We start from the raw sequence: 18756 nt of genomic DNA on the forward strand, positions 1-18756 counted from the left end.
GTCGCGGTGCCACCACACCTTCGCCGCGGCGAATGCCGCGGCCTCTTGTCGTGCGATCGGCTCGGGGGCGTCACTCCCGTCATCGCCGTGCGGCGAGATTAGGTCGGCCGGCGGACGCACGGCAACCGGATTTCGCGGGTGGCCTCGCGTCGGGTGTGACCACGGCGGGTGTGCCGGGTAGGTCGGGTATGCCGGGTACGTCGGGTATGTCGACACCGTCAAGATTGACCGGTCCCGGCGCACGGTCGCACGCTGCGGGCATGACCACATCAGCAACCACCGAACCCATCGTCACGCCACCGGGATTGGCCGGCGTCATCGTCGCGCAGACCGAGATCGGCGACGTGCGCGGCGCCGAGGGGTTCTTCCACTACCGGCAGCACGACGCCACCGGCCTCGCGCGCGAGCGGACCTTCGAGGACGTCTGGCACCTGATGCTGCACGGGGAGCTTCCCGAGGGGGAGCGGCGCGCTGCGTGGGCGGCCGAGGTGGCCGAAGCTCTCGTCATACCAGCGCAATTGCGGGAGCGGTTGATCGCTGTCATGCGAGCGAGCGGGGGTGCCGATCCGCTGGTCACCCTGCGGACGGCGCTCTCGGCATACGGCGCGCTCACCGACGACCGGCCGCTCTGGGACAGCGACGAGCAGACCAAGCAGCGCGCCGCCCTGCGCACGGCAGCCGTGGTGCCGTGGCTGGTGACCGCGGCGCACGCGCTGGCGAACGGTCGCGAACCAGCCGCTCCGCGGCCCGAACTCGGTTATGTCGGAAGCTATCTCGCGATGCTGACCGGCAGCACCCCGAGCGCGCGACACGTCGCCGCGCTCAGTCGCTATCTCGTGCTCACCATCGACCACGGCTTCAACAACTCGACCTTCACCGCCCGGACGGTGGCGTCCACCGGCACCGACCTCACGTCGTGTCTCGTCGCGGGGGTGGGTGCGCTGGCCGGCCCGCTGCACGGCGGCGCCCCGAGCAGGGCTTTGGACGCCCTGGACGAGATCGGATCGGTGGAGCGCGCCGAGGGCTGGGCGCGCGCGCAGCTCGCCGCCGGTCAGCGCGTGATGGGATTCGGTCACGCCATCTACCGTGGGGTCGATCCGCGCTCGGAACTGTTGAAGGAGACCGCGATTGAGCTCGGCGGTCCGACGGCGGAGCTCGCGGTCGCGGCCGAGTCCGAGGTGGTCAAGGTGCTGGACGAGGCGAAGCCGGATCGCCCGTTGCGGGCCAACGTCGAGTATTACGCCGGCGTCGTGATGGACGCGTGCGGTGTCCCGCGCGAGATGTTCACCCCGACTTTCGCTTGCAGCCGGGTCGTCGGGTGGACCGCGCACGTGCTGGAGCAGAGTCACGATCGCAAGATCATCCGCCCGGGCTCGCGCTACGTCGGTCCGCTGCCCGACGCGGTCTCGGCCCGCCCGGTGTAGGTCGCACGCGGCCGGAAGCGCAGCGGGTGTCCCTGCTCCTCGATGCCGTGTGCGACGAACCCGGCGAGCCGGGAGATCAGGAAGATCACCGCACCGGCGTCCCGCGGCAGGCCGGCGCCGACGGTGAGTGCCGCCAGGCCGAGGTCGACGTTGGCGGCGCGTCCGTCGCGTCGCGCCACGCGCACGGCGAGTTCGTCGACCACCTCGACGACTTCCGGTGCGAAGCGGCCGACGGCGACACGCAGCACGTCGAACCGCGGGTCGGTGCCGGTGTAGATGGAGTGCCCGAATCCCGCTGGACTGTCTGGGATTTCGGCTCCACCGTCGAGCGCGCCGACCAGCAGGTCGTATGCCGCGGCCGACGCCTGCCCGTGACGCGGACCCTCGAAGGCCGACGCCCCGGCGAGCATCACCAGGTAGGGATCTGCCCCGGTGCTCGCCGCTGCTCGCGCCGCGAGGGTCGAGCTGGCGAGCTCGTGGTCGGCCATCAGCCCCAATGCCGTGTCGAGCGCCCGCAACTCGGCGTCGACCGGAGGTCGGTCGCTCAGCCCGGCCCAGAGGCCTGCGGCAACCGACGCGGCGGGGACGGCGGACGCTGCCAGCGTGGCGACCGCCGCGGCGATCGCCCGGCGCCCGGCCGTGCAGAAGTGGTGCGCGCAGAGGTCCGTTCGTTCGGGGTCGGTGGCCGCGGCGTGCTCGATCGCGAGGCGGATGCGGTCGGTGCGCGTTGCTGCGTCATACGCGATCGGGGCGGGGGTGCCGGTGGGCCAGGTCTGCGGTGGATCCGTTGCACCCCAGACGATTTCGGCGACTTCTTCGAAGGTCGAGCACTCCGCGAGCTCGCCGGCGTCGTGTCCGCGGAAGAGCAGCCGCCCTGCGGGGTCGAGACTGGTCACGGCCGTCTCGACGGTGAGTTCGAAGACGCCGCGTCGGGGCCGGTGGTGCCGGGCCGCGAGCCGGGTCACCTGGTCGCGGGCGAAACGCGACCCGTCGTGGCGTGATCGCCCGTCGTCGACGCGGTCGAGGAGGCCGCGGCTGACGTAGGAGTAGACGGTGGCCACCCGCACCCCGAGCAGGTCGGCCGCCTGCTGGGTGGAGATGAGGTCGTCGCTCACCCGCACCACCCTAATGACCGGGTGCCTGTGGACAACTTCTGCGGGCGCAGCCGTCGGGGTGCCACCGTGGAGCGGTGGATGTTTCCGGTGAATCCGACTGGGCCGCAAGGCTGTCCCAACCGATCCTGCCCGGCTACGAGGTGGTCGGTCCGATCGGCCGTGGTGCGACGGGCACGGTCTGGACGGTGCGGTCCGGCGACGGGGTGCGCTTGGCGGCGAAGGTGCTCGCCGCCGACGCCGGGCAGCTCGACTACGAGATCGCGGTCCTGGAGTCGATCCGCCACGCGCACGTCGTGCGGCTCGTGGACGTCGTGCTCGACGCGGCCACCGAGCCACCGGGTCTCGGGCTGGTGATGGAGCTGGCCGAGGGCGGATCCCTGGCCGAGACGCTGGCCCGTCGTGGGGTGCTCACACCGGGCGAGCTCGTGACCGTGTTGTGCCCGGTCGCGCGCGCTCTGCACGACCTGCACGGGCTCGGGCTGGTGCACGGCGACCTCAGCCCGGGCAACATCCTGCTCACCGGCGAGGGCAAACCGCTCATCGGCGATCTCGGTATGTCGCGGCTCGCGGGACACACCGGTGACGAGGTGTGGGCGACCGAGGCATGGGCCGCTCCCGAGGTGCTCGCCGGCGGCGCGGTCACGCCGGCATCGGACGTCTACTCGCTCGGTGCGATCGCCTGGCGCGCCCTGACCGGCGCGCCGCCGGAGCCGGCGGCACTGCGGGCCGACCTCGCGACCCTGGCTCCCGAGGTGCCGGAGCAGTTGCGCGACCTGGTCAATGCCGCTCTGGCACATACGGATTCGGCCAGACCGTTGCCGGGGGAGTTCGCCCTGTCGCTGTGGGGGTGCGCCGACCCGGAGCCTGCTCCCGTGCACGGCTCGCCCGGCCGCCGCGCAGCCTCCGCGGGCGCCGATCAAGACCCTGCGGAGTCACTCACCCGCCGGATCCGCGCGGAGGCGGCGCACGAGGAGGCCGCCGAGCACCCGCGCCGGGACCGGCGGCGCAGCAGCGGGCCCAGGCGCCGCACCGGCCGCCGCCTGCCGGGCGGGCGCTGGTCGCTCGCCGCGGCCGGGGTGCTCGGCGTGGCCGGTGCGGTGCTCTTCTTCGGGGTGCCGCGGACGTCGAGCGCTCCGGACCGGATCGCCGGGCCGGGTCCGGCGACTGCGGCACCCTCGGCGGCCTCCTCGCGAAAGGTCTCGGGGCCGCTGTCGAAGTCGCCACCGAAGTCGCCGTCGTCGCCTCGCACCACACCGTCACCCACGGCCGTGCCGGCAGGTCTCGGCGACGACCCGGTGGCGGTCGTGCAGGCCCTTGCCGACGCCCGCGCGGCCGCGTGGGGGAGCGGTGACCAGGATCGGCTGGATGCTGCCCTCGTCCCGGGTTCGGTTGCCGCGCAACGTGATCGGACCGACCTGGGCAAGGCCGCCGCGGCCGGGGCGAAGTATTCGGGGCTGGCCTTCCGGGTGCGTTCGGCGACGGTGCGGCCGACCGGCGGCGACACCGCGCACGTGACGGCCGTGATCGACCGCAGCGCCTACCAGGTGCAACTGGCGACCGGTCGTCGCACGGTGCCCGCCGGTGCGGCGCAACGCACCGAGGTGTCGGTGCAGTTGACCAAGGACGGCTGGCGCATCGCCGACTGGCGGGCGCCCGGCTGACCTCAGGTCAGCAGCAGCGCGTCGAGACGCCGGGCCACGATGCGGGTGCCGATCAGTCCCATCACGACCAGGTAGACCACCGACACCGCCGACGCCCAGGAGACCTCGCCGGTCGTGAGCTCCCGGCAGAGCACGACGCCCCGGTAGAGCGGCGTGCACTCCACCACCCAGCGCAGCCAGTCGGGGAAGGTGCTGACCGGGAAGAACGTGCCGGAGAAGAGGAACAGCGGCATCACCCCGAGCGTGATGTATTCGAAGTCCTGCCAGGAGCGCATCCAGGTCGTGAGCGCCATGCAGATCCCGGCGAAGGCGAAGCCGATCAGCAACGTCGCCGGCAGCGCGAGCACCGCCCACCACGAATGCACCATGCCGAGCGCCGCCATCACGAGGAGGAACGCCGCGGCGTAGATGCCCCCGCGCAGCAGCGCCCAGCTGATCTCGCCGCGTGCGACGTCCGCGGTCGTGCGCGGGGTCGCGAGGATCTGGTCGTACAGCTTGACGTACTTCAGCCGGAAGAAGACGTTGAACGTGGTGTCGAAGACCGCGCCGTTCATCGCCGACGCGGCGAGCATGCCGGGCGCGACGTAGTCGGCATAGGGCACGGTGTGGCCGCCCACCTCGAAGCCGGTGACCAGCTTGCCGACGCCGACACCGATCGAGAGCAGGTAGAAGACCGGCTCCAGGAAGCCGGTGAGGAAGTAGACCCACCCGCGCCGGTAGACCAGGTAGTTGCGGTAGATCAGCACACCGGTCGCGCCGGCCCGGGACAGTTGCCGGCCGGTGTCGCGCGTGAGGGCGCCGGAGGCGACGGACATCAGCGCACCAGCCTCCGCTCCAGGGCCCGTATGCCGAGCCAGGTCCCGCCGGCGGCACACACCCCGAGGTAGACCAGATGCGTGAGCGCCGCGGGCCACGACCACGTGCCGAGCGCGGCCATCCGGGTCAGGTCGACGCCCTGCCAGAGCGGGGTGACGCGGGCGATCCACTCCAGCACCGGCGGGAGGTTGCCGAGCGGGAAGAACGCGCCGGAGAAGAGGAACAGCGGCATCAGCAGCAGCCGGAACACCACGGTGAAGCCGCCCTCGTCATCGAGCGTGGCGGCGTAGGCGTAGACCGGCGCGGCGAAGGCGAGCCCGACGAGCAGCTGGATGAGGAAGACCCCGATCGCGCCCGGCACCGACGACCAGACCCCGAAGGGAGCCATCACCACCACGAAAACCGCTGCGCTGGAAGCGATCCGGACGACGGCGAAGGACAGGTGGGCGAGGGCGATGTCGGCGACCCGCAACGGGGTCGCGAGCATGCCGTAGTAGGTCTTGTTCCACTTGACCGCGCCCATCACCGGATAGGTCGTCTCCCCGAACGCCAGCTGCATGCTCTGACCGGCGAGCAGCCCCGGCACCACGAACTGCAGGTAGCTCCCCGCGCCGTCGAGCTGCGCGGGGTCGGCCTTGACGAAGCCGCCGAGCAGGACGCCCATCGCCAGCACATAGAGCAGCGGGGTCAGGAAACTGTTGATGACCGTGCCGCGCCAGGTGCGCTTGTAGACCGTCACCCAGTAGTCGAACAACCGGGCGGTGAGCGGCAGCGACGTCATCAGTCGACCAGGCTTCGGCCCGTGAGCCGGAGGAAGACGTCCTCCAGGGTGGAGCGGCGGGTCAGCATGCCGAGCGGCACCAGCCCCCGGTCGTGCACGGCCGCCGTGGTCGCCTCGCCGTCGTCGGTGTAGAGCAGCAGCCGGTCCGGCAGCACCTCCACGCGGCGGGCAGCGTCGCCGAGGGTGTCGGCCAGCGCCTCGTGCTCGCCGACCCCGAAGCGCAACTCCACCACCTCCCGGGTCGAGTGCTGCGCGATCAGCTCCGCCGGTGAGCCCTCGGCGACGATCCGGCCCTTGTCCATCACGACCAGACGGTCGCAGAGCTGCTCGGCCTCGTCCATGTAATGCGTCGTCAGCACGAGGGTCACCCCCTGCTGTTTGAGCCGGAAAAGCTTGTCCCACAACACATGTCGCGCCTGCGGGTCCAGGCCGGTGGTGGGCTCGTCGAGCAGCAGCAGCTCGGGGTCGTTGATCAGCGAGCGGGCGATCGTGAGCCGGCGCTTCATGCCGCCGGACAGGTCCTCGACCCGGGCGTTCGCCTTCTCGGTGAGCTGGGCGAAGTCCAGCAGCTCGTCCGCGCGCGCCCGGACCGTGGCCCGCGTCATACCGAAATAACGGCCGTAGACGATGAGGTTGTCGCGCACCGACAGCTCCGGGTCCAGCGAGTCCTCCTGGGGACAGACGCCGAGCCGGGCCCGGATCCGCGAGCCGTCGTCGGCCGGGTCACGGCCGAGGATGCGTAGCTCACCGCCGCTGATCGGCGACACCGCCGCCACCATCCGCATCGTCGAGGACTTGCCGGCGCCGTTGGGGCCGAGGAAGCCGAAGGACTCACCGCGCACGACCTCGACGTCGATGCCCCGCACGGCCTCGAAGTCGCCGAACGACTTGCGCAGGTCGCGGGCGCGAATCATCACCTCGGGCGTCGACAGCTCCATGCCCACGGACGCTAGCAACGCACTGCGACATACTCGCAGGACACGCCCCGGCGCGGTTGCGCCTTGGTCAGGTCAGGCGACCAGCCTATGCTGCGGGGCGCTCCCTGCCCCCCGACCCTGGACGGAATCCCCACCCGTGACCTTCACCGTGCGTTCGTGCAGCCCCGAGGAGTTCCTCGCCGTCGTCCATGCGGCCGGTGGGCGCGTGCCGGTCGAGCAGTCACCCGAATGGGCGGCGTACGACGACTCGCTGCCCGGGCGCGAGCACTGGCGCTACCTCGTGGTCAGCGACGGCGACGAGCCGGTCGCCGCGCTCAGCCTGACGTCCTTCTCCGGCCGCTTCCTCGAGCAGCTCTGGGCCAAGCACGGGCCGGTCTGGCTGTCCGGTGAGCGGTCGGCGGAGCGCGAGCGTGCGGTGCGCGACGCCCTGACGTCGTACATCCGCCGGGAGCGGCCGTCGGCGGCGGTGCTGCGTCTGCACACCGAGCACCGCGGCGACGACCTCGTCGACCCGCTGATCGCGGTCTTCTACGACCGCACGGTGGTGCTCGACCTCACCAAGCCCGAGGAGCAGCTGCTCGCCGAGATGTCGCAGAGCGGGCGGCGCAACATCCGCAAGGCGCTGAAGAACGAGGACCTGGAGTTCTCCGACGACACCGGCATCGGCGAGGAGGAGTTCAGCAAGGTCATCTACCCGATCTTCGAGGAGACCGGGCAGCGCGGCGGATTCGTGCTGCGCCCGGCGGCGTTCTACTACGAGATGCTGCGCCGGCTCGGCCCGCAGATCTGCCGGCTCTACACCGTGCGGCACCGCGGCGAGGTCGTCTCCTGGGCGCTCGTCACCGTGTATGACGGGGAGGCCGACTACTACTTCGCCGCCTCGTCGGCGCAGGCGCGCAAGCTGCTCGCCGCCTACCTCATGGCGTGGTGCACCATGCGCACGGTCAAGGCCGAGGGCGTGACGTTCTTCGACTTCCTCGGCAGCGGGTCGGACCGGGTGCCGGCGCTCAACACCCTCAACGAGTTCAAGACGTCGTTCGCCAAGAAGGGCGTCATCGACGCACCCGGACCGTGGGACGTCGTCCTCCGGCCGAACGTCATGCGCGCCTACCACGCGCAGCGGGCCGCACAGAGCGGCGCGGCCCGTGCGAAGGCGCTCGCGCGCGAGCTGACCCGCCGGGTGCCCCGCTCGAAGGCCGACCTGGTCGGCATCGTCGACGGGGCGACGTCACGGGCAGCGGCGGCCGTCACCCGGGTGCCGCCGCCGCGCACCTCCGCGCCGGCCGCGCTGCCGGTGGTGCTCGACTTCACGCTGTCCGGCTATGCGCTCGCTCGGGCCTTCCACGAGCGCTACGGCCTGGCCAGTGTGGCGCTGGTGCCGTTCGCGACCGGTGCGATCGCCGACTCGTCGGTGATCCCGCAGGTGCGTGAGCTCGGGCGAGAGGCGGTGACCGACCACGAGATTGTGCTGCGGGCGCTCCGGGAGGTCGCCAAGGCCAATCCGGGCCTCACCGTCATACCGCTGACCAACAACGACGCGCTGGTGCAATCGCTTGCGGCTGCACGGGATTCGCTGGGCAAGAACGTCGTCGTCCCGCACGAGACGCCCGAGATGCTGCACCGCGTGTCCGACAAGCACTCCTTCAACCAGCTCTGCGCGGCAGCGGGCGTGGCGACGCCGCGCACCGAGGTGCTTGACTTCGCGGCCGGCCGGCCGGACACCGCCGGCGTCGACCTGCCCTGGCCGCTGATCGTCAAACCCGCCGACTCCGGGCTGTTTGCCGCGCTGCGGCTGCCGGGCAAGAAGAAGCTCTACCGCATCGACGACCGCGCCGGCCTCGACGCGCTGGTCGACCAGCTGGCCGAGGCAGGGTTCACGGGCGAGATGCTCGCGCAGGAGTTCATCCCCGGCGACGACCTGCTGTCGATCACGCTCTACCGGGCGCGCGACGGCCAGATCACCCTCGCCCGCGCCTCGGAGGTGCTCATGCAGGACCCGCGCGCGGCCTACCTCGGCATCCCGGACGTGCAGGTCGTCACCGAGCTGGACGACGCGATCGAGCAGGGGGCGCGGATCCTCGCCGAGGCCGGCTACCACGGCTTCGCCAACCTCGACGCGATCCGCGACCCGCGCGACGGCCGGGTCGTGTTCTTCGAGATCAACCCGCGCTACGGCCGCAACTGCCACTACGCGACCGCGACCGGGGCAAACGTCGCCGAGCAGCTGGTCGCCGACCTGATCGACGACGCGCCGGTGCAGGCGCCCCCACTGCAGGGGGAGCTCGTCTACACGACCGTGCCGCCGCGGTTCGTCGAGCGTTACCTCGGCGGCGAGGCGGGCGCGCGGGTCAAGGCGCTGGCCGCGGACGGGCGGGTCGCCGATCCGTTGGTGTATGACGGCGAACGCAACCCCAAGCACCGGGCGTATGCCGCCATCGCCGCCCGTAACCACGCCCGCGCCTACCGCGGCCAGGCACCGACGCTGCGGGTATGACGGTGCGCTTCTGACGCGTTGCGTCTGATCGGTTGCTGCTGACGGGTCAGGCCGCAGCGTAGCGCATGGCGTCCTCGATGCTGCGGTGCCGCCACTGGAAGTCGTTCTGCTGCAACACTTTCGGGCGCATCCGGGTGCTGGCGACGACGTCGTCCGCAAACTCGCCGAGCACGAGGCGCAGCCCGAATTTCGGCGCCGGGAAGACCGTCGGCCGGTGCAGCACCGAGCCGAGCGCCTTCATCGCGTCGCGCTGGCGGACCGCCGCCGGCGTCGACAGGTTGACCGGGCCGGTGATGTCGGCGTCGTCGACGAGGTGGGTGAGCGCGGCGATCTGGTCGGCCAGGGTGATCCACGACCACCACTCCCGGCCGTTGCCGAGCGGACCGCCCAGCCCGAGCTTGGCGAGCGGCAGGACGCGCTTCATCAGCCCGCCGCCATCGGGCGCGAGCACCAGGCCGGTGCGGGCGAACGCGACGGGCAGGCCGGCCGACACCGCGGGCGCCGCAGCCGCCTCCCACCGCTGCACCAGGTCGGGCAGGAAGCCGGTGCCGGGCGCCGAATCCTCGTCGACCTCCTCCTCGCCGCGGTCGCCGTAGTAGCCCATCGCGGAGCCGCTGACCAGCCGCACCGGCGTGTCCAGCCCGGCGAGCGCCTCGGTGAGCGTGCGGGTGCTGTCGACCCGGGAGTCGATCAGCGTCTGCTTGTAGGACGCAGTCCACCGGTGATCGCCGATGCCCGCTCCCGCGAGATTGACCGCAGCCGAAATGCCTTGCAACGCTTCAGGATCCAGCTGTCCCGCGGCGGGATCCCAGCGGACCTCGCCGGGAGACTCCGGCGCTCGCCGCACCAGTTTGACGACCTGGTCGCCGCGGTCGGTGAGGGCACGGGAGAGCGCGGTGCCGATCAGCCCGGACGATCCGGTGATCGCTACTCGCATGGGGGACCTCCACTTGCGTCGGAACGGGTGAAGGACCAGTCCAGCACACTTGCCGGGGAATGCTGGCAGAGTCGGCCCCGTGAGCAGCGAGTGGTCGAGCAGCTACCGGGAGTGGGCCGCGGCGCCGGGCATCACCGCCTGGACGAGTGTCAGTGGGCCGCGTCCGGTGCGAGTGCTGCCCGACGGCTGTCTCGACCTGATCTGGACCGACGGCGCCTTGAGCGTCGCGGGGCCGGACACCGCCGCAAGGCTCGTGCCGGACGAATCCGCGCGCCGGCGCGTGGGACTGCGCTTCGCGCCCGGCGTCGGGCCGGCCGTCCTCGGTCTGCCGGCGAGCGAGCTCACCGACCGGCACGTCGCGGCGGCCGATGCGCTGCCGTCCGGCCGGGGGCGGTCGCTCGAGCGCGGCCTGCGTCATACGGGCGGGATGGGGGAGGAGGTCGTCGCCGGGTTGCTGGCGTCACTCGACCCCGCGCCCGCCGATCGCGTCGTCCTCCGCCTGGCGTTGCTCGCCGCAGACGGCACCCCGCTGCCGCTGATCGGGCGAGAGCTCGGGCTGAGCCCGCGACAGGTGCACCGCCGGTCCGTTGCGGCGTTCGGTTACGGACCGAAGCGACTGCACCGGATCAGCCGCTTCCAGCGGGCGCTGCGCGAGTTGCGTGCAGGCGTCCCTGCCGCGGAATGCGCTGTGCGGAACGGCTTTTCGGATCAGGCGCACCTCAGCCGGGAGGCACGGGCGCTCGCCGGCGTGCCGATCCGGGACCTGCTCACCGGCTGACGGGAGCGGGTCAGGGCAGCGGCGCGAAGATGTCGACGCCGTTGCCGTCCGGGTCGAGCACGGTCGCGTAGCGCTGCCCCCACGGCGCGTCGAAGGGCGCCAGCGAGCCCTCGTGGCCGGCGGCGGTGACCTGCTCGTAGACCGCGTCGACGTCCGCGGGGGAGTCGACCAGCAGGGCGAGCCCGATGCGGCCGCCGCGCACCGGCTGCCAGTCGGGATGGAAGGACCGCACCGTCGACTCGGGGTCCCACGCGAGACGCATGCCGCCGTCGAGGGTGATCTCGACGTGCGGCGCGTCGTCGACGCCCTCCGGGATCGGCAGGCCGAGCAATCGGTAGAAACGCAAGGACGCGGGCAGGTCGGCGGTCACGATGCCGACGAGGTCGACGCGGGCGTTGCGGGCCGGTCCGGTGCTGGTGCCGGTGTGAGTGGGGGCGTCAGTGCCGGTGCCGGTGGCGTTGTCAGTGCCGGTGCTGGGGCTGGGTTGTGTCGTCATACCGACAACGTATGGCGAGCGCGCGCCCCCGTCGTGAACGTTTCGGACACCGCCCGCCCGGGCCGACAGGCCCACGTACGCACCGAGGGGCCCACGAAATCCAGCGGACTTGGTGGGCCCCTCGGGACCGTTGTGTGCCTCTCGATCAGGTGGTGCGAGCGATCGAGGTGGTGCGGGTGAAGGCGCTCAGACCTCGAACGCGCCCTCCTCGAGCCGCTCCTTCATCGCCGTGAGGAAGCGGGCCGCGTCGGCGCCGTCGACGATCCGGTGGTCGTAGGACAGCGCCAGGTAGACCATCGACCGGATCGCGATCGTCTCGCCGCCGTCGGCGTCGGTCACCACCACCGGTCGCTTGACGACCGAGCCGGTGCCGAGGATGCCGACCTGCGGCTGGTTGATGATCGGGGTGTCGAACAGCGCGCCGCGGCTGCCGGTGTTGGTCAGCGTGAAGGTGCCGCCGCCGAGCTCGTCCGGCGTCACCTTGTTGCTGCGGGTGCGCTCGGCCAGGTCCGCGGTCTTGCGCGCGAGGCCGGCGATGTTGAGGTCGCCGGCGTTCTTGATCACCGGGACGAACAGGCCCTTCTCGGTGTCGACCGCGATGCCGAGGTTCTCCTGCGGGTGGTAGACGATCGACTCGCCCTCGACGCTGGCGTTGAGCTGCGGGTAGGCCTTGAGCGCCTCGACCGCGGCCAGCGCGAAGAACGGCATGAAGCTGAGCTTGACGCCCTCGCGCTGCTCGAACGCGGTCTTGTTGCGCGCGCGCAGGCGGGCGATCTTGGTGACGTCCACCTCGACCACCGTGGTCAGCTGCGCCGACACCTGCAGCGACTCGACCATCCGCTGCGCGATCAGCTTGCGCATGCGGGTCATCTTCTCGGTCGTGCCACGCTTGGCCGAAACCTCAGGCACCGCAGACGATTTCGACGATGCGGCTGCGGCGGGCGCGTCGCCTGCCGGTGCCGGGGACGCGGCAGCGGCCGGCTGCTCGGCCGGCTTGGCGGCGTCGAGCACGTCCTGCTTGCGGATGCGGCCACCGACGCCGGTGCCCTTGACCGTCGACAGGTCGACGTCGTGCTCCGCGGCCAGCTTGCGCACCAGCGGCGTGACGTATGACGCAGGCTCCTCCCGGTTGGAGCTCGCGGCGGGAGCCGGAGCACTGGCCGGCGCGCTCGCCGGGGCCGGTGCCTGCGGGCTCGGCGGCGGGGTCTGCGACGCGGCCGGTGCGGCCGGCTGCGCGGGCTGCTGAGGTGCCGACTGCTGGGGAGCTTCCTGCTTCGGCTGCTCCTGCTGCGGCGCCTCCTGCGGGGCGGCCTGCTGCTTCGGCTGCTCCTGCTGCGGCGCCTCCTGCGGGGCGGCCTGCTGCTTCGGCTGCTCCTGCTGCGGAGCCTCCTGCGCGGGCGCGGCCGCCGCGCCGCCGCCGGATGCTTCGCCGCCGATGACCGCCAGGTCGGCGCCGACCGGCACGGTCTCGTCCTCCTGGACCAGGATCTTGCTCAGCTTGCCGGCGATCGGCGACGGCACCTCGGTGTCGACCTTGTCGGTGGAGACCTCGAGCAGCGGCTCGTCGACCGCAACCTCTTCGCCCTCGGCCTTCAGCCACCGGGTGATGGTGCCCTCGGTGACCGACTCGCCCAGGGCCGGCATGGTGATCTTCTCGCCGCCGCTGACCTCGCCACCGGTGTTCGCGACCGGCTGCTCGGCGGGCTGCTGCTGCTCGGTGGAGGGCGCCTCGGCCGGGGCGGCCTGCGACGCGGGCGCCGCCGACTGCTGCGGGGCGGCCTGCTCCTCCTGCTGCTGCGCCTGCTCCTGCGGGGCGGCCTGCTCCTGCTGCGCCTGCTCCTGCTGGGCGCCGCCCGACCCGGAGTCGCTCGCCGGGGCGGCGGCACCGTCACCGATGACCGCGAGGTCGGCGCCGACCGGCACCGTCTCGTCCTCCTCGACGAGCACCTCCTGCAGGGTGCCGGCGACCGGAGACGGGATCTCGGTGTCGACCTTGTCGGTGGAGACCTCGAGCAGCGGCTCGTCGACCGCAACCTCTTCGCCCACCTGCTTGAGCCAGCGAGTCACGGTGCCCTCGGTCACCGACTCGCCGAGTGCTGGCATTGTCACGCGTTCAGACATGGATGACAGTCTCCTTGATTCTGTATGCAATCTGCAGGCGGGTCTCACGCATGGGCGTGGAGCGGCTTTCCGGCGAGCGCGAGGTGGGCCTCGCCGAGCGATTCGTTCTGGGTCGGGTGCGCGTGGATCAGACCGGCCACGTCGTCCGGCAGCGCCTCCCAGCCGACGATGAGCTGGGCCTCGCCGACCTGCTCACCCATGCGGGCGCCGATCATGTGGACGCCGACGACGGCCCCGGTGTCGGCGGCGCGCACGACCTTCACGAAGCCCTGGGTGGCGAGGATCTGGCTCTTGCCGTTGCCGCCGAGGTTGTACTCGTAGCTGCTGACCTCGCCGTGCCGTTCGTGCGCGGCCTCCTCGGTCAGGCCGACCGACGCGATCTCGGGCTCGCAGTAGGTGACCCGCGGGATTCCGCTCTCCTCGATGACCGCCGGCTGCTTGCCGGCGATCTCCTCGGCCACGAAGATCCCCTGCGCGAATCCGCGGTGCGCCAGCTGCAGGCCGGGCACGATGTCGCCGACGGCGTAGACGCCCGGCACCCCGGTGCGCAGGCGCTCGTCGGTGATCACGTAGCCGCGGTCCAGCGTGACGCCGGCCTCGGCATACCCGAGGTCGTCGGTGACCGGGCCGCGACCGACGGCCACGAGCAGCAGGTCGGAGGTCACGGTCTCCCCGGACTCCAGGGTGACCGTCACGACGTCACCGTCCTGGCTTGCGTCGGTCAGCTTCGCGCCGGTGAGCGCCGTGATCTTGCGCTTCTTGAAGGCGCGCTCGAGCTGCTTGGAGATCGCCGGGTCCTCGGCGGCGACCAGCCGGGGGAGTGCCTCGACGATCGTGACCTCGGAGCCGAACGAGTTGAAGACAGAGGCGAATTCGACGCCGATGACGCCGCCGCCGAGCACGGTCACCCGCGACGGCACGTGGTCCAGGCTGAGCGCCTGGTCGCTGGTCATGATCCGGCCGCCGAGCTCGACGCCGGGCAGGGTCTTGGCGTAGGAGCCGGTCGCCAGCACGATGTTCTTGCCGGTGAGCACGCGGTCTCCGACGGTGACCGTGGTGGGTGAGGTGAGGCGTCCGGTGCCCTCGACATACGTGATGCCGTGCGACTTCACCAGGCCCTGCAGACCCTTGTAGAGGCGGCCGATGACGCCGTCCTTGTAGCTGTGCACGCCCGACATGTCGACCGACTCGAACGTTGTCTTGACGCCGAACTTCTCACCCTCGCGGGCGGTGTCGGCGACCTCGGCCGCGTGCAGAAGCGCCTTGGTCGGGATGCAACCGCGATGGAGGCAGGTGCCCCCGACCTTGTCCTTCTCGACGAGCGCGACGCTCAGGCCGAGCTCCGCGGCGCGGAAGGCGCAGGCGTAACCGCCGCTGCCGCCACCCAGGATCACGATGTCGTACGAATCGGCTTCTGCCGTCATTGCTCGAAGCGCTCCCTTGCGTCTCGTCGCCGATGAGGTGTGGTGCATCGCCATCTTGGCACTGTCGGTCACGTCACGCGGCGGCGGCACCGATACCGATGGCGTCGATCACCGGCTAATCACTGGTTGGGGCGGTGCCCGCCGTGCGAGAGTGGCCGGACCGCAACAACGAGGAGGTCGACCGTGACGGACAAGAACGGGCCCAGCGACGAGGTCAAACGCAAGTTCCGCGAGGCCCTGGACAAGAAGCACGCGCACGGCGGCAAGGACGTTTCCGACAACTCCGAGCACTCCAAGGTGCACGGCACCCACGGCGCGGAGACCAGCGGCGCGCAGCAGATGTTCCGCCGTAAGTCGGGCTGACCGGACTGCTCTCGAGACAAGGACAACCCGCACCGAGTGTTCGGTGCGGGTTGTCCTTTGTGTCGCGTATGCCGGGTCAGGCGCGTCGCGGGATCAGGCGCGGCCCTCCGCGAGCTGCACGAGCGTGCGCACCGCGAAACCGGAGGCGCCGGTGTCGATGTAGCCGTACTTCTCGTCGGTGGAGTATGCCGGGGCCGCGATGTCCAGGTGCACCCACGGCAGCTGGTTGCCGTCCTTGTCGTCGCCGACGAAGTCCTGCAGGAACAGCGCGGCCACGATCATCCCGCCCATCCGCGGGCCGGTGTGCTTGGTGTCGGCGACGAGCGACTTCATCCCCGAGCGCAGGTGCTGCAGCAGCGGCATCGGCCAGAAGTCCTCGCCGGCGGCGGTGGCCGCGGCGACGACCTCGTCCCGGGTGGCGTCGTCGTTGCCGAGGGCGGCGGCGGTGCGCGAGCCGAGGGACAGCACGGCCGCGCCGGTGAGGGTCGCGACGTCGACGATCAGGTCGGGCTTCTCGCGGGAGGCGAAGCAGAGGCCGTCGGCCATCACCAGGCGTCCCTCGGCGTCGGTGTTGATGACCTCCACGGTCTTGCCGTTCGGCATGGTGACGACGTCGCCGGGTCGCTGCGCGTCGGCGCCGGTGAGGTTCTCGGCCAGGCAGAGGTATGCCGTGACGGCGACCGGCAGGCCGAGCTCTGCGATGGCGGCGATGCCGGCGGCCACCGCGGCGGCGCCCGCCATGTCGCACTTCATCGTGATCATGCCCTCGGCGGGCTTGATGCAGAGGCCGCCGGAGTCGAAGGTGATGCCCTTGCCGACGAACGCCAGGTGCTGCTTGGCCTTCGCGGGCCGGTAGCTGAGCGTCACCAGGCGCGGGGGCCGGGCCGAGCCGCGCCCGACGCCGACCAGGCCGCCGGCGTTCGCCTTGGCGAGGGCCTTCTCGTCCTGCACCTTGACCTTGACGTTGCTGCCGGCGAAGTGCTCCTTCACCTGCTCGGCGAAGGACGCGGGGTAGAGGTCGAGCGGCGGGGTGTTGACCAGGTCCTGCGCCCATGCGCGCTGCTCCGCCACGACGCCCGCCCGCTTCACGCCGGCGCGGACTGCCTTGTCCTTGGCCAGCGGGGAGAGCACGGTGACCTTGGCGATCGGGGTGGCGGTCTTCGTCGACCGGTAGGCGTCGAACTCGTAGGCACCGAACAACGCGCCCTCGCCGGTCGCGACGACCAGCTCGGTGGTCTCGGCCGGGAACGCGAAGGCGACCGCCTTGGCCTTGCCCCGCAGCGCCCGGGTCGCCGCCCCGGCGGCGCGTCGTACGGCCTCCACGTCATCGGTGGTGGGCGCCGAGTCCAGCCCGGACCCGCTCACCACGACCAGCCCGTCGACACCGGGAACGCCTGGCAGACGGACGATTTCGTCGGCCGCGCCGGTCGCGGACAGCGCCTCGAGCGCGTTGTCGACGTGTTCCTGCGCGGCCCGGTCGAGCGCGGTCGCCGGCGCGACCCTCGCCTGTCCGTCCTGCTGCACGGCGAGGACGACGACCGCGTCGGCCTTGCTCTTGCTGGCGGATGTGTCTGTCACGGTCAACGTCGGCACGACGCGGGGCTCCTTCTGATTCGAAATTCGGTCGACGCGGACGATACGCCGCGACGGTGAGAGTCGCCGCACGGTGTCGCCGGTGCCCCGGCTACGGTGCGGTGCATGACTGCGGAGCCGAAGACGTCCCCCTTGCACGACCGCCATGTGGCCCTCGGTGCCAAGCTAGCCGATTTCGGCGGATGGCAGATGCCCATCGAGTATCCGGGTGGCGGGGTGCTGCGCGAGCACACCGCGGTGCGCGAGCGCGTCGGCATCTTCGACGTCTCGCACCTCGGCAAGGCGCTGGTCAGCGGGCCGGGCGCGGCCGACTTCGTCAACTCCTGCTTCACCAACGACCTGCGCAAGGTGGCACCGCCGAAGGCGCAGTACACGATGTGCCTCGACGACGCGACCGCCGGCGTCGTCGACGACCTGATCCAATACTTCACCTCCGAGGACGAGATCTTCGTCGTGCCCAACGCGGCCAACACCGCCGAGGTGGTGCGGTTGCTGCAGGCCGCGGCGCCCGAGGGCATCGAGATCACCGACCAGCACACCGAGTACGGCATCATCGCGGTGCAGGGCCCGAAGGCGCCCGAGGTGGTCGCGGCGCTGGGGCTGCCGACCGACCTCGACTACATGTCCTTCCGGGTCGCGCAGTGGGAAGGCCGCGAGGTCATCGTGCTGCGGTCGGGCTACACCGGAGAGAAGGGCTTCGAACTCGTCCCGCGCTGGGACGACACCCCGGCGCTGTGGGACGCACTGGTCGAGGCGATGGCGCCGTATGACGGCCTGCCGTGCGGACTCGGCGCTCGCGACACCCTGCGCACGGAGATGGGCTATCCGTTGCACGGCAACGACCTGTCGCTCGACATCACCCCCAACATGGCGCGCGCCGGGTGGGCGGTCGGCCGCGGCAAGGACGCGTTCTGGGGCAAGGAGGCGCTGCAGCGGCAGAAGGACGCCGGCGGCTACCGGCTGACGTGGGGCCTGCTCGCGACCGGGCGCGGCATACCGCGCACGCACTGCGCGGTGAAGGACGCCTCGGGTGCGGTGATCGGCGAGGTCACCTCGGGCACCATGTCGCCGACCCTGAAGCAGGGCATCGCGCTGGCGTTGCTCGACCGTGGCGTGGCCGAGGGCGACGAGGTCGTCATCGACGTGCGCGGTCGCGACCTGCCGGCGAAGGTGGTCAAGCCGCCGTTCGTGCAGGTCGAAACCGCCTGAGCGACAACAGTTTCGGGCCGACCTGTTCGGTGGACTCGGGGTCAGTGGACGCGGGGGCTGTCGCTGAGGTCGAGCGCGCGGCCGCCGACGACGAGCACGACGTGGGGGAGCGCCGCGCCGATGAGTCGGTTGGCCTGCGCCACGGCCAGGTGCAGCGTGCGGCCTTCGTCGGTGCCGGCATCCGGCGCCCCGCCGGCGTCGGTGCTCACCAGCACCACGTCGAACGGCACGCCGAGACAGAGCGTGACCAGCTCGTCGGCGGCGCCCGCGACCGTGTGCAGCGCGCGGCCGGTGTCCGACGACGCGTCGGCCCGCTCGAGCAACTGCCGCACCCACGCGGTCAGGTCGGGCACCAGCACCGCGTTGCGGGCACGCAGGATGGTCCGGGCGAGGTCGTCGGTGGGGGTGGGCGACCAGTGGTCCGGCCACGCGGCGGTGTCGTTGCCCGGTGCGGGCTCCTCCTCGCCGAGGGTGGCGACCGTTGCCGCGTCCTGCCCCGCCAGGAGGCTCACGGCATACCTGCCGTGCCCACTGCCCTGACCCCCGAGCACCAGAGTCGCCGGCACCAAGCTCACCATCCTCGTCACTGTCGTTCGTCACACGCAT

16 protein-coding genes are annotated in these 18756 nt (G+C 71.6%); 6 read left to right on the forward strand and 10 right to left on the reverse strand.

Annotated features, from left to right (window positions below):
* The first annotated feature begins 260 nt into the window (after positions 1-260).
* On the forward strand, positions 261-1424 hold the full coding sequence (locus HJ588_RS10885) for a citrate/2-methylcitrate synthase (protein WP_171154838.1): 1164 nt from the start codon (positions 261-263) through the stop codon (positions 1422-1424).
* Here the strand turns inward: HJ588_RS10885 and HJ588_RS10890 are convergent.
* Positions 1379-2539: a citrate/2-methylcitrate synthase gene (locus HJ588_RS10890; protein ID WP_171154840.1), complete on the reverse strand. Its 1161-nt coding sequence runs from the start codon at positions 2537-2539 to the stop codon at positions 1379-1381. The genes HJ588_RS10885 and HJ588_RS10890 overlap by 46 nt on opposite strands.
* Before the next feature lie 74 nt (positions 2540-2613).
* Between HJ588_RS10890 and HJ588_RS10895 the strand changes: the two genes are divergently transcribed.
* On the forward strand, positions 2614-4200 hold the full coding sequence (locus HJ588_RS10895; protein ID WP_171154843.1) for a protein kinase domain-containing protein: 1587 nt from the start codon (positions 2614-2616) through the stop codon (positions 4198-4200).
* Between the two features lie 2 nt (positions 4201-4202).
* Here the strand turns inward: HJ588_RS10895 and HJ588_RS10900 are convergent, their stop codons facing one another.
* The 3 genes from HJ588_RS10900 to HJ588_RS10910 are packed head-to-tail and all read right to left on the reverse strand — an operon-like array spanning position 4203 to position 6735.
* Positions 4203-5015, reverse strand: coding sequence for an ABC transporter permease (locus HJ588_RS10900; protein ID WP_171154845.1), 813 nt, complete (start codon positions 5013-5015; stop codon positions 4203-4205).
* On the reverse strand, positions 5015-5797 hold the full coding sequence (locus HJ588_RS10905; RefSeq protein ID WP_171154847.1) for an ABC transporter permease: 783 nt from the start codon (positions 5795-5797) through the stop codon (positions 5015-5017). Before HJ588_RS10905 ends, HJ588_RS10900 begins: the two co-directional genes overlap by 1 nt.
* Entirely contained in the window at positions 5797-6735 is a 939-nt protein-coding gene (locus tag HJ588_RS10910) for an ABC transporter ATP-binding protein (RefSeq protein WP_171154849.1), read from the reverse strand. Before HJ588_RS10910 ends, HJ588_RS10905 begins: the two co-directional genes overlap by 1 nt.
* A gap of 136 nt (positions 6736-6871) precedes the next feature.
* Between HJ588_RS10910 and HJ588_RS10915 the strand changes: the two genes are divergently transcribed.
* Complete coding sequence (locus HJ588_RS10915) at positions 6872-9229, forward strand: GNAT family N-acetyltransferase (protein WP_171154852.1); 2358 nt, start codon at positions 6872-6874, stop codon at positions 9227-9229.
* 46 nt (positions 9230-9275) lie between these two features.
* On the opposite strand, the gene HJ588_RS10920 is transcribed toward HJ588_RS10915, so the two are convergent.
* Positions 9276-10166 carry a TIGR01777 family oxidoreductase gene (locus tag HJ588_RS10920; RefSeq protein WP_171154854.1) on the reverse strand — a complete coding sequence of 297 codons (891 nt, stop codon included), beginning with the start codon at positions 10164-10166 and terminating at the stop codon, positions 9276-9278.
* 79 nt (positions 10167-10245) lie between these two features.
* Here HJ588_RS10920 and HJ588_RS20020 point away from each other — a divergent pair, with 79 nt between their 5' ends.
* On the forward strand, positions 10246-10944 hold the full coding sequence (locus HJ588_RS20020; protein ID WP_171154856.1) for a helix-turn-helix domain-containing protein: 699 nt from the start codon (positions 10246-10248) through the stop codon (positions 10942-10944).
* Positions 10945-10954: 10 nt separating this feature from the next.
* On the opposite strand, the gene HJ588_RS10930 is transcribed toward HJ588_RS20020, so the two are convergent.
* From HJ588_RS10930 to lpdA, 3 genes are all read right to left on the reverse strand, one after another.
* On the reverse strand, positions 10955-11440 hold the full coding sequence (locus tag HJ588_RS10930) for a VOC family protein (RefSeq protein WP_171154858.1): 486 nt from the start codon (positions 11438-11440) through the stop codon (positions 10955-10957).
* A gap of 186 nt (positions 11441-11626) precedes the next feature.
* Positions 11627-13561, reverse strand: coding sequence for a 2-oxoglutarate dehydrogenase, E2 component, dihydrolipoamide succinyltransferase (sucB, locus tag HJ588_RS10935; RefSeq protein WP_171154860.1), 1935 nt, complete (start codon positions 13559-13561; stop codon positions 11627-11629).
* 44 nt (positions 13562-13605) lie between these two features.
* Positions 13606-14985: a dihydrolipoyl dehydrogenase gene (gene lpdA, locus HJ588_RS10940; protein ID WP_171154862.1), complete on the reverse strand. Its 1380-nt coding sequence runs from the start codon at positions 14983-14985 to the stop codon at positions 13606-13608.
* Between the two features lie 183 nt (positions 14986-15168).
* Here lpdA and HJ588_RS19435 point away from each other — a divergent pair, with 183 nt between their 5' ends.
* A complete protein-coding gene (locus tag HJ588_RS19435) occupies positions 15169-15348 on the forward strand; it encodes a DUF5302 family protein (RefSeq protein WP_171154864.1) in 180 nt (59 codons plus the stop codon).
* 93 nt (positions 15349-15441) lie between these two features.
* On the opposite strand, the gene HJ588_RS10950 is transcribed toward HJ588_RS19435, so the two are convergent.
* Positions 15442-16941: a leucyl aminopeptidase gene (locus HJ588_RS10950; protein WP_171154867.1), complete on the reverse strand. Its 1500-nt coding sequence runs from the start codon at positions 16939-16941 to the stop codon at positions 15442-15444.
* A gap of 105 nt (positions 16942-17046) precedes the next feature.
* On the opposite strand from HJ588_RS10950, the gene gcvT reads away from it, so the two are divergent.
* Positions 17047-18150 (forward strand): glycine cleavage system aminomethyltransferase GcvT, encoded by a 1104-nt coding sequence (gene gcvT / locus HJ588_RS10955; protein ID WP_171154869.1) that lies wholly within the window; start codon positions 17047-17049, stop codon positions 18148-18150.
* A gap of 41 nt (positions 18151-18191) precedes the next feature.
* Here the strand turns inward: gcvT and HJ588_RS10960 are convergent, their stop codons facing one another.
* Positions 18192-18728 carry a bifunctional adenosylcobinamide kinase/adenosylcobinamide-phosphate guanylyltransferase gene (locus HJ588_RS10960; RefSeq protein ID WP_171154871.1) on the reverse strand — a complete coding sequence of 179 codons (537 nt, stop codon included), beginning with the start codon at positions 18726-18728 and terminating at the stop codon, positions 18192-18194.
* Between the last annotated feature and the right edge of the window lie 28 nt (positions 18729-18756).

The sequence above is a fragment of the Flexivirga aerilata genome, assembly GCF_013002715.1.
GTDB classification, from domain to species: Bacteria; Actinomycetota; Actinomycetes; order Actinomycetales; family Dermatophilaceae; genus Flexivirga; species Flexivirga aerilata.

What these genes read in the sequence shown, in the direction of transcription:
- sucB (WP_171154860.1), bottom strand. Translation starts at nt 13,561, where the DNA reads ATGTCTGAACGCGTGACAATGCCAGCACTCGGCGAGTCGGTGACCGAG.
- lpdA (WP_171154862.1), bottom strand. Translation starts at nt 14,985, where the DNA reads ATGACGGCAGAAGCCGATTCGTACGACATCGTGATCCTGGGTGGCGGC.
- gcvT (WP_171154869.1), top strand. Translation starts at nt 17,047, where the DNA reads ATGACTGCGGAGCCGAAGACGTCCCCCTTGCACGACCGCCATGTGGCC.
- HJ588_RS10905 (WP_171154847.1), bottom strand. Translation starts at nt 5,797, where the DNA reads ATGACGTCGCTGCCGCTCACCGCCCGGTTGTTCGACTACTGGGTGACG.
- HJ588_RS10885 (WP_171154838.1), top strand. Translation starts at nt 261, where the DNA reads ATGACCACATCAGCAACCACCGAACCCATCGTCACGCCACCGGGATTG.
- HJ588_RS10960 (WP_171154871.1), bottom strand. Translation starts at nt 18,728, where the DNA reads ATGGTGAGCTTGGTGCCGGCGACTCTGGTGCTCGGGGGTCAGGGCAGT.
- HJ588_RS10920 (WP_171154854.1), bottom strand. Translation starts at nt 10,166, where the DNA reads ATGCGAGTAGCGATCACCGGATCGTCCGGGCTGATCGGCACCGCGCTC.
- HJ588_RS10900 (WP_171154845.1), bottom strand. Translation starts at nt 5,015, where the DNA reads ATGTCCGTCGCCTCCGGCGCCCTCACGCGCGACACCGGCCGGCAACTG.
- HJ588_RS10910 (WP_171154849.1), bottom strand. Translation starts at nt 6,735, where the DNA reads ATGGAGCTGTCGACGCCCGAGGTGATGATTCGCGCCCGCGACCTGCGC.
- HJ588_RS10930 (WP_171154858.1), bottom strand. Translation starts at nt 11,440, where the DNA reads ATGACGACACAACCCAGCCCCAGCACCGGCACTGACAACGCCACCGGC.